This window comes from Solidesulfovibrio sp. (genome assembly GCF_029978005.1).
Classification (GTDB): Bacteria; Desulfobacterota; Desulfovibrionia; order Desulfovibrionales; family Desulfovibrionaceae; genus Solidesulfovibrio.
The window spans coordinates 1-12311 of sequence record NZ_JARKOZ010000064.1; the positions used below are offsets into that span (position 1 = coordinate 1).

Genomic DNA, 12311 nt, shown 5'->3' on the forward strand with positions numbered 1-12311 from the left:
AAAGGTCGTCTGGGGCAGCTTGAGGGTCTTTTTATAGTCGGTGCTCATGGCGATGGGATTCCTTGGGCTTGTCCGGCCTGCGAGCGGGCGTGCGACGCCGGAGAAACCGCCTGTTTGAAACAAGGCGCGGGGGAAGTCAAGAAACGGCCGTCTCCGGCTTGGCGACGCGGGCCAGGGCCACGGCTTCCTCACCCGTCTCGGCCAGGAACCGTCGCTGCTGCCCGCCCAGGTGGCGCAGCATCCACAGGCAGCGCTCGTACAGGCCGGTCAGGCGCATCAACTGCCAGCGCTCAGCCGGCTCGATGCCCTCGGTGTCGGTGATGTACCGCGCCCGCAGCCGCTCCATGGCCGGCCCCTTGTCGGAGAGAAGGCGTGCGAGCAGCTCCCAGTCGTCGTCATCGCCTTGGGTAAAGACTTCGCCGAACTGGAGCAGCAGGGCCTCCATGGCCTCCAGGAAGGTCTGGCGCAGCCTGCGGACGGATTCGGTGCGGCAGGGGGCGGCCAGTTCGAGCATGAACTGGTCCAAGGAGTCGTTGACCGAGCGCAGCATGGACTGGTTGGCCTGGAGCAGGGCCAGGGCGTTGGCGTCCGGCGCGGCATGCCCGCGGGTGGCCATGTCGCGCAGGCAGCCGTCGATCTCGGTCAGCAGGTCGTCGAGGGAGGCGTGCAAGTCCCGCAAGTCGGGAAGGGTCCCCTTTTCCAAGGCCCGGCGCGCGGCGGACGTGTAGGCGGGCAGGTGCCCGACCAGCCGGGCCTGTTCCTTGTCGATGAGGAGCAGGGCGGTGCCCGGCGAGACGCCGGTCAGCTCCTTGGCGTATTCCAGGGCTTCCAGACTGTCCGGTGCGTCGGGGCAAAGCCGCGCGAGCAGGCGGCAAAAGGGGCCGCTGGCGCAGAGCAGCACCAGGGCCGTGACGCAATCGAAGGCGATGTTTATGGCAGTCAGTTGGGCGGTCAGGTCCGGAAAGAGCCAGGCGGCCGGCTTGAGCAGAAGCGGCAGCCCGGTCGCGCGCTCCAGGAGAAAAAGCGGCAGGAAAAGAAGCAACCCCGCCGGATTGAACAGGATTTGGCCCATGACCAGGCGCTTGCGCGCCCCGGTGAGCTGAATGGCGTAGAACCGACTGAGGCAGCTCGAGCCGAACAGGCTGCCGAAAATGACCATGAGGGTGTCGTCGGCGTCCATGATGCCGGCGGCGGCCAGGGTGACGGCCAGGATCGAGACCCCGGCCGAGGTCTGGAGCAGCAGGCAGGCCACGGCCCCGATGCAGAAATACAGGGGCAGCGGCAGGCCCTGGCTGGCGACGAACGCCCGGAACCACTCGGCCTCGGCCAGAGGGGCCGCACCGGCCCGCACGATGCCCAGGCCGAAAAGGAGCATGCCGACGCCGAAGAGGATGCCGGCCGCGTCGACCAGCCTGGCGGGCTTTTCAAAGGACAGGACGAGTCCGGAAAAACCCAGCAGGATCAGGACGGCGATGCGGATGTCCACCACGGCCAGCATGATGAGGAAGGCCACGCCGGCGTTGGCCCCGAAAACGACGGGCATGGCCCGTTCCACGGTGACGGCCCCGGCGCCGATGAGGCTGGCCAGGAGCAGGGAGACCGCCGAGGTGGACTGGAAGATCAGCCCCGAGGCGATGCCGAGCCCGGCCCCGCCCAGGCGGCTTCGGGTCCACCGGAGGATCAGGGCGCGGAAGCGACGGCCGGCGATTTTCTTCACGCCCTGGCCGGTCATGCGCAGGCCGACGAAGAAAAGTCCCATGCCGCCGAGAAATCCGGCGATGACGCTCCACATGGAAGGCTACCTCATATTCCGTCGCATTCGGGGGGCCGGAGGCCGGCTGGCGGCGGTGCGCCGCGGGCATGCAGGGAGATTACGGGAGCTGTTCAAGAGGCGTCAAGGGAGACAGGGGACGCGCCTAGGTCCCTTGCGGCAAAGGTTTGCAAAGGCCGCTTCTCGTGAAGCCTCTCCGGGGATTCCGGCCGGGCGAAAGCCGTCAGGAACCGACGCTGCCCCTCGGCCAGCCGGCGCAGAAGCCAGATGCAGCGTTCATAAAGGCCCGTGAGATGCATGAAGCGCCATTGCTCGTCTGGAGTCATGCCGCCTTGCTCCCGCAGATAGCGGTCGCGCAGGCGTTCCATGACCGGCCCCTTGTCCAGCACCATGCGCATGAGGAGCTGCCAGTCCTCCTCCGCATCCTGGCAAAAGACGGTCGCGATCTGCTGCAGCAGCAGATCCAGGGCGTTGAGAAACATGTCGGTCAGCCGCGACATGGCGGCAGAGCCTCCCACTCCGCCCATTTCGTCCATGATTTTCAAGAGGGTGTCGTCCAGGGCACGGATGTTGGCCTGATTGGCCTGGAGCAGGGCCAGGGCATTGGCAATCTGACCGGCATGGCCCTTGGTCACCATGTCGAGGAGGCAGCCTTCGAGCTTTGTGGAGATCACACCCACGGACCGGTGCACGCCCTGCGGCGTGGCCTTCCTCTCCTTTTCCCCATCGACAAGGAAACCGGAGGGATACGTGGCAAGATGGCGCATGAGGCGGCCCTGCTCCCTGTTGATCAGCAGCAGTCCCGATTCGGGCGACACTTCGGAAATTTCCCTGGCATAGGCCAAGGTTTCGAGGCAATCCGCCGCGTCGGGACACAGACGGGCCAGCAGCCGGTAATAGGCGTCGTAGACGACGAGCAGCAGGGTCGCGGTCAGGAAATTGAAGGCGATGCCCACGGCGACGATCTGGCCGACCGGAGGCAGCCCGCAGCGTGCGGCGGCCCCCAGCAACAGGGGAAGGCCGGAGTACGTCTCGACCACGTACAAGGGTAGGAAAACGGACAGCCCGATGATGTTGAACAAGGCCTGCCCAAGGATGAGGCGTTTGCGCTCCCCGGTGAGATGGAACGTGTACATGCGGCTGAGCAGGCTCGATCCGAGCAGGCTTCCGAACATGACGGCCAAGGCCTCCTCCGGCGTCAGGATGCCCGAGGCCGTCAGGGTGGCCGACAAGATGGTCACGCCGTTGGAGCTTTGCAGCAGCATGCACCCGGCGATGCCCACGCTGAAAAACAGCGGCAGGGGTATCCAATCGTTGGCGAGGAACGCGCTGAACCAGGGCGCTTCCGTCAAAGGGGCCGCGCTGAGGCGTACGGTTTCGAGGCCAAAAAGCAGCAGGGCCGCGCCGAAGGCGATGGTCGCGCCATGCAGCAGACGGGTCGGCTTCTCAAAACTGATGATGATGCCTGTCAGGCCAAGCAGGACCATGACCAGGATCTTGACATCCAGAACGGCCATCAGCGACAGGCAGGATATGCCGGCGTTGGCCCCGAGAAGCAACGGCAGGGCCTGCCTGGCCTCGATGATGCCCGCGCCGACGAGGCTGGTCAGAAAGCCTGACAGGGCCGTGACGGACTGGAAAACGAACCCCGCGCCGCATCCCGTTACGGCCGCGCGCCAGGTTTTTTTCGTGTATCGCAGGAAAAGGTCACGAAAACGACGGCCAGCGATTCGCTTGGCCCCATCGCCAGTGAACTTGATGCCCATGAAGAAAAGGCCCATTCCACTAGAAAACCGCGCTATTTCCAGCCACATGACAATCCTCCGAAATGCGCCCGAGTCTTCCTTCGGGCGTATTCGATGCGGTGGAACATGAAGGCGAGGCGAATCCTGCCTGATCGCATACTTCCCGTCGTCGTGGCGGTTTGCGACGGCGGCATGACTTTTGGCGGCGAACGGTCGTCATTTGCATTGACGGGAACTTGTCGGGATCAGGGTGGCGGAAACGCGATGGTGCGGCGCGAGACCGATGGCAGGCCGGAAGCGGCGATCCGGTCGGGCACCGCGCGAAACTGTTTCCGGAATTCTGGCGACATAGCGACCTCGTTAATGATAATGATTTTTAATATCGATTAATGAAGACGGAACATGTTGGCAAGCGAAATGTCAAAGCCCGAAGGCACAAATCAAAAGGCCGCCGGCAGGCGCGCGGGCGGCTTTGGACGACAGGGCCGGGAGGCCGGGGCCTCGCCTCGAAAGGCATTTTCCGGACTTTTTTGGGGGACGGACCTCGGGCTTCGGCATGCGGCGTCAGGCGGGCGACCGGCCTCGGGAGAAGCCGGCCGCCCGACGAGAGCCCGCCTACCAGGCCACGGGCTTGGGGTTGATGTCGTCGAAGTCCATCTGATGCCAGTAGGGGTAGGGGGGAGTGCGCCGGCTGACGGCGTCGAGGCGGGCGCGCTGGTCGGCGGAAAGCTCCCAGCCCACGGCCCCGAGGTTTTGCCGCAATTGTTCCTCGTTTCGTGCGCCGATGACGAGATTGGCCACCGACGGCCGGCCGAGCAGCCAGTTGAGCGCCACCTGCGGGACAAGCCTGCCCGTCTCCTCGGCGATTTCCAGCAGGACGTCGACGATGGCGAAGAGCTGCTCGTCGTCCACGGGAGGGCCGCCCACGGCTCCGCCGGACTGGATGCGGCCTTCCACCGGGGGGGCGCCGCGCTTGATCTTTCCGGTCAGCCTGCCCCAGCCCAGGGGGCTCCAGACCATGAGCCCCAGTCCCTGGTCCAGGGCCAGGGGCATGAGCTCCCATTCGTAGTCGCGGGCAAGCAGCGAATAGTTGCCCTGGTAGGCCACGTAGCGTCCCAGGCCGTACTTCTCGGACACGGCCAGGGACTTCATGACGTGCCAGCCCGAGAAGTTGGAGCAGCCGATGTAGCGGATCTTGCCGGCGGTGATGAGGTCGTCGAGCGTCCGCAGGGTCTCCTCGACAGGCGTGCGGGCATCGAAGCCGTGCATGAAGTACAGGTCGATGCAGTCCGTGCCGAGCCGTTTCAGGCTGGCCTCGCAGGCCAGGGTCAAGTGGCGGCGCGAGGAACCCCGGTCGTTGGGTCCCGGGCCCATGGGAAAGGTGGCCTTGGAGGCGATGAGGGCCTGGTCGCGGCGGCCGGCCAGGGCCTTGCCCAGGATGATTTCGGATTGCCCCTCCGAATAGATGTCCGCCGTGTCGAAGAAATTGACCCCGGCTTCGAGGCAGACGGAGACGAGCCGCGTGGCCTCGTCCACGTCGGTCTGTCCCCAGCGTTTGAAAAATTCGTTGGAGCCGCCGAAAGTGCCCGTGCCGAAGCTCAAGACCGGAACATGCAGCCCTGAACGTCCGAGTTGCCGGAATTCCATGTCTTACTCCTTGTTCTGTACGGAAGTATGCTCCCCAAGCCTCTCTGGAAGGCCTCGACGGACCGGTCCCATGGCGGGGAATAGGAGGAGCATACGCCAAGACGGCAAGGGGAACCAGTCCCCGTCGGAACTTCCTTGTGGGAACGGCAGGCGGGTGCGGAGGGAGACATCGCAAAAAAGCCGCCCGCGCAGGGGGCGCGGGCGGCTTCGGGGTCGGACAGGGTCGGGCGTCTAAGCCCGGCTGAAATGCCGGTACTTGATGCGGTGGGGAATGTCGGCGTCCGCGCCCAGGCGGGCCTTGCGGTCGGCCTCGTACTCGGTGAAGTTGCCGTCGAAGAACACGGCCTGGCTTTCGCCCTCGAAGGCCAGGATATGGGTGGCCACGCGGTCCAGGAACCAGCGGTCGTGGCTTATGACCAGGGCCGAGCCGGCGAAGGAGAGCAGGGCCTCCTCCAGGGCGCGCAGGGTGTTGACGTCCAGGTCGTTGGTCGGTTCGTCGAGCAGCAGCACGTTGGCCCCGCTTTTGAGCATCAGCGCCAGGTGCAGGCGGTTCTTCTCGCCGCCCGAGAGCACCTTGACCTTCTTCTGCTGGTCCTGGCCGGTGAAGTTGAACCGGGCCACGTAGGCCCGGGCGTTGACGTCCTTGGTCCCGAGCCGGATGGTGTCGTAGCCCTCGCCCACGGCCTCGAACACGCTTTTTTCCGGGTCGAGGCTCTCGCGGTTCTGGTCCACGTAGGCGAGCTGCACGGTGTCGCCGAGCTTGACGGTGCCGGCGTCGGGCGCGTCCTGGCCGGTGACCAGTCGAAACAGCGTGGTCTTGCCCGCGCCGTTGGGGCCGATGATGCCGACGATGGCCCCGCGCGGCACGGTGATGGACAGGTTTTCGAAAAGCAGCCGGTCGTCGAAGGCCTTGGCCAGCCCCTCGATCTCGATGACGTTCTTGCCCAGCCGCGGTCCGGGTGGGATGTAGATCTCCAGGTCCTTGGCCAGGCGCTCGGATTCCTGGGAGACCAGGGACTCGTAGGCGCTGATGCGGGCCTTGGACTTGGCGTGGCGGCCGTGCGGGGACATGCGCACCCATTCGAGCTCCCGGGCCAGGGTCTTCTGGCGTTCGCTCTCGGACTTTTCCTCCTGGCGCAGGCGCTCCTGCTTCTGCTCCAGCCACGAGGAGTAGTTGCCCTTCCAGGGGATGCCCCGGCCGCGGTCGAGCTCCAGGATCCAGCCGGCCACGTTGTCCAGGAAGTAGCGGTCGTGGGTGACGGCGATGACGGTTCCGGGATAGCCGTGGAGGAAATGCTCCATCCAGGCAACCGTCTCGGCGTCCAGGTGGTTGGTGGGCTCGTCCAGGAGCATGATGTCGGGCTTTTGCAGGAACAGCCGGCACAAGGCCACGCGGCGGCGCTCGCCGCCGGAGAGCACGGACACCGGAGTGTCCGCCGGCGGGCAGCGCAGGGCGTCCATGGCCATCTCCAGCCGGCTGTCGAGCTCCCAGGCGTCGCAGGCGTCGAGCTTCTCCTGGACCTCGCCCTGGCGCTCGATGAGCGCGTTCATGGCGTCGTCGTCCATGGGCTCGGCGAACTTCGCGTTGATCTCCTCGAATTCCTTGAGCAGGGCCACGGTCTCGGCCACGCCTTCCTCGACCACCTCGCGCACGGTCTTTTGCACGTCGACCAGCGGGTCCTGCTCCAGGTAGCCGATGGTATGCCCCGGGGTGAGCACGGTCTCGCCCTGGAAGTCCTTGTCCACGCCGGCGAGGATTTTAAGAAGCGTGGATTTGCCGGAGCCGTTTAAGCCCAGCACGCCGATTTTCGCGCCGTAGAAATAGGACAGGGAGATGTCCTTGATGATGGGCTTCTTGTCGTGGAACTTGCTGACCCGGATCATCGAATAGATAATCTTATTGGGCTCGGCGGCCATGAAACCTCCAGATGCTGACTTGATCGGCGCGGCCGGACCCGGCCGCCGCCAACGTGTATGGCAAAAAAAACCGGACAAACGCAAGCGGCCCTCCGCATCCGGCCGAGGGGTCGGAGGGAAGGCCGCCTGCCGTGCGTCGCCGGAACGTTCCGGCGGCGTGCGTGTTATTTCTTCTTGCGGGCCATGGCTTCCTGGAGCTTGTCGCCAAGCAGGCCGAATCCGCTGCCGCTGGCCGCGGAAGCCTTTTCCTTCTTGACGTAATGCTTCCAGTCGTCGTTTTCGCGCTCGCGTTCGCGCCTGCCGCCGCCGTCCCGGACTTCCCGCTCCTTGGTGCCGCCGACCGGGCCCAGGGTGATTTTGCGCTTCTCGGCGTCGATCTCGGACACGATGACCGAGACGGTGTCGCCGGGCTTGACCTTGTCGTAGGCCGCCGGCTCCAGGGCGTCGCGCAGCTTGGAGGCCGGGAGCAGGCCCGTCACGCCCGGGGCCAGGTTGACGAACAGGCCGTATTGCTGCCGGTTTTCCACCACGCCCTCGACGGTGGAATCGAGGACGAAGGTCTCGGGCACCTTTTCCCAGGGATCGCCGGCCACTTCCTTGAGGCTCAAGGAAATGCGGCGCTTGGCCAGGTCGATGTCCTTGATGGCCACGGTGACGGCCTCGCCCGGGCTGACCACATCGCCAGGCTTGGCCACGCGCCGGGTGTGGCTCAATTCGCTGACGTGGATAAGGCCTTCGATGCCCGGGGCGAGCTCGACGAAAGCGCCGAAATCGGCCAGCCGCGTGATTTTGCCCTCCACCTTGTCGCCGGCGGCGAACTTCTCGCTCACCGAATCCCAGGGATCGGGGCCGGCCTGCTTGATGGACAGCGAAATGCGGGGACGGCCCTTCTTGTCGCGGTCGAAGGAGAGCACCTTGACCGTCACGGCCTGGCCCATGGCGACGGCGTCCTCGGCCTTCTCGGCCCGGGACCAGGACAGCTCGGACAGGTGGACGAGCCCTTCCAGACCCGGGGCCACCTCCACGAACGCGCCGAAGGCGGCGAAGCGGGCGACCACGCCGGGAATGACGTCGCCGGGCTGCACGGATTCCATGAAGCGCAGCTCGGACTCGGCCCGTTCCTGCTCCTGGAGCTTGCGCCGGGAGACGACGATGTTCTTGCCGTCGCGCTCGAAGGTGGTGATGGCGAAGCTGTAGGTCTGGCCCACGTGGACTTCGGGGTTTTCCGTGAAGGCCACGTCGATCTGGCTGACCGGACAGAAGGCCCGGCGGTGGAGGATATCCACGTCGAAGCCTCCTTTGCGCGAGGCCGTGACCTTGCCTTCCACGGGCAGCCCGGCCTCGAAGGCCGCGTGCAGGGCCTCCGCCCCGCCCTGTCCCGAAAGGGCCTTGGACAGCGCAACCTCGTCGCCGCGCAGCGAAACGACGTACAGGGAGACCGTCTCGCCTTCGGCGATGGTCAGCTCGCCGTTTTCATCGAGAAACTCCGCCTTGTCGGCCACGCCGTCGAGCTTGGTCCCGGTGTCGACCACGATGGTGGCCTCCGTAACCGCGATGACGGGTCCGGTGATGCGGTCGCCAACGCTGATTTCGCCGCCACGTTCGGCCAGGGAGGCCTCCATGAGCGCGGCGAATTCGCCTTCAGCCGGCATGTCCTTGTTGTCCGGCGTCTTGTCTGCCATGATCGCTCCGAAAAAAAGGGGGTGTGATTTGGGCGCGAACGCGCCGGGGCGCACTGTAGCGCAGCGGCTGTCCTTGTCAAATGCGAAAAAGGCCCTATTCTAGGAAAACTTTCTGCGCAGGGCGTTTTTGGAGGCCCCATGGACCCAGTCACGCATATCGCGGCCGGCGTGCTCATCGGCCAGGCCGCCAAGGACAAGTTTCCCGCCGGCCGGGCGCTCGTGCCCCTGGCCGCCTTCGCCGCCTGGATGCCCGACGTGGACAACGTGGTCGGGCTTTTCGGCGCGGAAGCCTACATGCGCTACCACCGCGGCTACACGCACTCCCTGCTCGGCGGGGCGCTTTTGGCTTGGCTCTTGGCCATCGTCGTCCACCGCTTCTGGCGCGCGGCCAAGACGGGCCGGCTTTTCACGCTCTTTTACCTCGGCGTGCTCTCCCACCTCTTTCTCGATTGCATCACGAGCTACGGCACCGGCGTCTTTCTGCCCTTTTCCGACGCGCGCATCTCCTTCGCCTCGGTCTTCATCATCGACCCGGTCTACACCCTGGCGCTTCTGGCGCTCATCGCGGCAAGCTTCCTCCGGCCGGCCTCGCGAAAGGCCTTCGCCGTGGCCGGACTGGCCGTCATGCTGGCCTGGCCGGCGCTCGGCTACGGTGTGCGCGTCTTCGTCGGGAAGCGCGCCGGGGAGCTGCTGGCTGCCCAGGGGCAACACGTGGGCGCGCTGCACGTGCAGCCCGACGCCTTCGCGCCCCTGTGGTGGAAGGTGGTGGCCGAGGAGGGCGATGACTATGTCATGACGGGCCTGAACCTGGCCCATCCGGACGCGCTCCTGCCCGAGCGCCGCTTCCAGAAGGCCGGCCGCGACGAGCTCGAGGCACTGGGCCGGGCCGCCCCGGTCTTTTCCCAGTACGTCTGGTTCACGGATTTCCCGGTAAAAACGGCCGCGTCCACGCCCGACGGCGCCACCCTGACCTTCCAGGACCTGCGGTTCATGGCCGTCAATCCCTTGGTGGCCAAGGTCCGGGGCGACATCGTGCCCTTTACGCTCACGGCCTATCTCGATCCGACCGGACACCTCGTGCGGGCGCTTTTTTCCCAGGTGGGCAAGGCCGAAGTGATCCTGCCCAGGCCCGGGCCGAGCGGCCCGGGCCTCGCCCAGGCCGCCGGCCGGAGCTGATCCGGCCGGCCCGTCCGGATCGTCACCTCGGTTCCAGCGGCACCCGGATCTCGGTGAGCAGCGCCTCCGGCGGCGTGGACTTGGGGTCGTTCAGGTAGACCTCCATGCTCGGCCCCGAGGCGAATTCACGCCCCGAATCCGGTCCCCACACGCCGCAAAGCCAGGCGTAGGCTCCGGCCAAATTCGTGTAAGGACCCTTGACCACGGCCGTGGCGTAGTCGCCGTCGCCGATGACCGCCACGGGCAACTCGGGCGTGCCGGCGAAGCCCTCGGGCGCGGTCAGGCAGGCGTCGTAGCGGATCTTGTCCGGCGGCGTGATGCGCGGGTCGTCGTGCCCCACGCCGAGAAAAAGGGTGTCCGGCCCGAAAAGCCCGAGCCGGCCGGCCAATCCGCACAGCTTGTCCCAAGCCGCCCCGCACTGGTCGTACGGGCCCACATGGCGCACGAGCGCCACGCGAAGCGGCGGCACGCGTTTGATCGTCACCGTAAGTTCCATGATGTCTTCCTTCTCCATGACAGGGGGGAGCAGTTCCTTGAGGTCCCGGGGGCGCGACCGCTCCCGGAACGCCTCTCGCCAACCGGAGGGCGGCAGGCCGTAGGCGGCGCGAAAAGCCCGACTGAAGGCCTCCGGCGCTTCGAACCCGGCCGCCAGCGCCACCTCCGTCACCGGACGCTCGCCGTAGGCCAGCCGGTGCGCCGCCCGGGCCAACCGCAGCCGGCGCAGGCAGGCGCCCACGCTTTCCCCGGTCATGCCCGTGAAGATGCGGTGGAAATGGTAGGGCGAGAAATGGGCCGCCCGGGCGATGTCGGCCAGGGACAGCTCCCCGTCCAGTCCCGCCTCCATGGCCCGCATGGCCAGTTCGATCCGCCGTTGCCAATCCTTTCTCGTTTCCTCGCTCATCTTCCCTCCGCCCCCTGTCTAGGCGCGAACCCGGCTCGCCGCCTGACGATTTTTGCGCATTTCCGCGTCCATGTTTTTGTTTAATCGTATCAAAGCAAAAAATTATTGTTGAACAATAATTTTTTTACGATTATCAAGTCAGCAACCGGACGGTGCCGGCTTTGGCGACGTCCCCGGCGGGCCAGGGCGGTCCGCCCCTTGACAGGCGAAGGAGTTGCTGCATGAAATCCTTTCTCGCTGTGTTCGTGATGGTCGCGATCCTGGCCGGTTGCGCCAAGACCGTGTCCACAAGCCTGGTGACCGGCGAAGGTCCCGTCGCGGGCCGGCAGTTCGGCAAGACCGCCGTCCTGGTCTGGTTCGCCTTCGAGACCCGGGACGCCAAGGGGAAAGACAAGGCGGACAAGCTCCGGGAGATCGTCATGGCCCGGTTCGCCGCGCTGCCGGGGGCAAGCCTCGACGACGCCGACGCCCTGGCCAGGGCCGTGGCCCCGCGTGCCTGGCGCGACGCCAGCGACGTGGAACTGCTGGCCGCGGCCCGCGGCGCGGGCCTGGACAGCGTGGCCCTGGTCGAGGTGGCCGCCTGCGGCGGCGAATTGGGCATCGGGCTCACCCCGCTGCCGGTCTGGTCCGTGGTCACGCGGTTTTCCTACCGGCTGCGCCTTCTCGACGTCAAAACCGGAACCCTCGTGCAAAGCGCCATGCGCGGCAAGGAATCCGGCGGCCCCTACACCGTGCGGGGGATCGACGCCCTGCTGCGCGAATTCGACGCGGACCTGGCCTCGCTGCTCACGTTTGCGCCCCTGCAAGCGAACCTGGAAACGCATTGAGCCTGGAGAACGCCATGGAAACAAAAAACAACCTCGACGGAATCAAAAAGTTGGGAGCCGCCCTGGAGCGCGTCTGCCTCGTCGCCGCCGTGGCCGTGACGCCGCTGACCGCCGCATATTGGACCGTCTTCGACGCCTTGCCGGCGGACATGACCGCCGCGGCGGCGCGCCAGGCCGCCTCGCCGGAGCTTCCGGCCTGGGTCCGGGCGCTGTGCTTCCTGGCCGCCATGGTCCCGGCCACGGCCTTCATGATCACCTTGCTGCGGCTGCGCGACCTCTTCGCCCTCTACAAGACGGGCAGCATCTTCAGCCTGGCCAATGTGGTCTGCTTCCGCTCCCTGTCCCGGGCGCTTTTGTGGTGGGCCGCGGCCGCGATCCTGTACACGCCGCTGCACGGCCTGACGGTCAGCGCCGCCAACCCGCCCGGCCGCCACATCCTGGCCCTCGGCATCGGGACCAACGAGTTGGCGCTCTTATTCGTCGCCGCCATCGCAGTGGTCATCTCCCGCGTCATGGACGAGGCGCGCCGCCTGGACGAAGAATGCGCCCTGACTGTATAGGGCGGCCATGGCGATCGTCATCACCCTGGACGTGATGCTGGCCCGGCGCAAGATGGCTTCCAAGGACCTGGCCGAGGCCGTGGGC

At 66.2% G+C, this 12311-nt stretch carries 9 protein-coding genes; 3 read left to right on the forward strand and 6 right to left on the reverse strand.

Annotation, left to right across the window (positions count from 1 at the left end):
• Nucleotides 1–136: 136 nt before the first annotated feature.
• The 5 genes from Q1K70_RS07905 to Q1K70_RS07925 form a co-directional block, all read right to left on the reverse strand.
• Nucleotides 137–1792, reverse strand: coding sequence for a Na/Pi symporter (locus Q1K70_RS07905; RefSeq protein ID WP_300157608.1), 1656 nt, complete (start codon nucleotides 1790–1792; stop codon nucleotides 137–139).
• Between the two features lie 92 nt (nucleotides 1793–1884).
• Complete coding sequence (locus Q1K70_RS07910; protein WP_300157610.1) at nucleotides 1885–3585, reverse strand: Na/Pi symporter; 1701 nt, start codon at nucleotides 3583–3585, stop codon at nucleotides 1885–1887.
• 546 nt (nucleotides 3586–4131) lie between these two features.
• Nucleotides 4132–5163, reverse strand: a complete 1032-nt coding sequence (locus tag Q1K70_RS07915) for an aldo/keto reductase (RefSeq protein ID WP_300157612.1) — start codon at nucleotides 5161–5163, stop codon at nucleotides 4132–4134.
• A 231-nt stretch (nucleotides 5164–5394) separates the two neighbouring features.
• A complete protein-coding gene (gene ettA, locus Q1K70_RS07920) occupies nucleotides 5395–7080 on the reverse strand; it encodes an energy-dependent translational throttle protein EttA (protein WP_300157614.1) in 1686 nt (561 codons plus the stop codon).
• A 164-nt stretch (nucleotides 7081–7244) separates the two neighbouring features.
• Nucleotides 7245–8762: a 30S ribosomal protein S1 gene (locus tag Q1K70_RS07925; protein ID WP_300157616.1), complete on the reverse strand. Its 1518-nt coding sequence runs from the start codon at nucleotides 8760–8762 to the stop codon at nucleotides 7245–7247.
• A gap of 138 nt (nucleotides 8763–8900) precedes the next feature.
• Between Q1K70_RS07925 and Q1K70_RS07930 the strand changes: the two genes are divergently transcribed.
• On the forward strand, nucleotides 8901–9938 hold the full coding sequence (locus Q1K70_RS07930; RefSeq protein WP_300157618.1) for a metal-dependent hydrolase: 1038 nt from the start codon (nucleotides 8901–8903) through the stop codon (nucleotides 9936–9938).
• Between the two features lie 22 nt (nucleotides 9939–9960).
• Here the strand turns inward: Q1K70_RS07930 and Q1K70_RS07935 are convergent, their stop codons facing one another.
• Nucleotides 9961–10839 carry an AraC family transcriptional regulator gene (locus Q1K70_RS07935; protein WP_300157620.1) on the reverse strand — a complete coding sequence of 293 codons (879 nt, stop codon included), beginning with the start codon at nucleotides 10837–10839 and terminating at the stop codon, nucleotides 9961–9963.
• A 221-nt stretch (nucleotides 10840–11060) separates the two neighbouring features.
• Between Q1K70_RS07935 and Q1K70_RS07940 the strand changes: the two genes are divergently transcribed.
• Nucleotides 11061–11666 (forward strand): hypothetical protein, encoded by a 606-nt coding sequence (locus Q1K70_RS07940; protein ID WP_300157622.1) that lies wholly within the window; start codon nucleotides 11061–11063, stop codon nucleotides 11664–11666.
• A gap of 14 nt (nucleotides 11667–11680) precedes the next feature.
• A complete protein-coding gene (locus Q1K70_RS07945) occupies nucleotides 11681–12226 on the forward strand; it encodes a DUF2975 domain-containing protein (protein ID WP_300157624.1) in 546 nt (181 codons plus the stop codon).
• Nucleotides 12227–12311 lie beyond the last annotated feature (85 nt).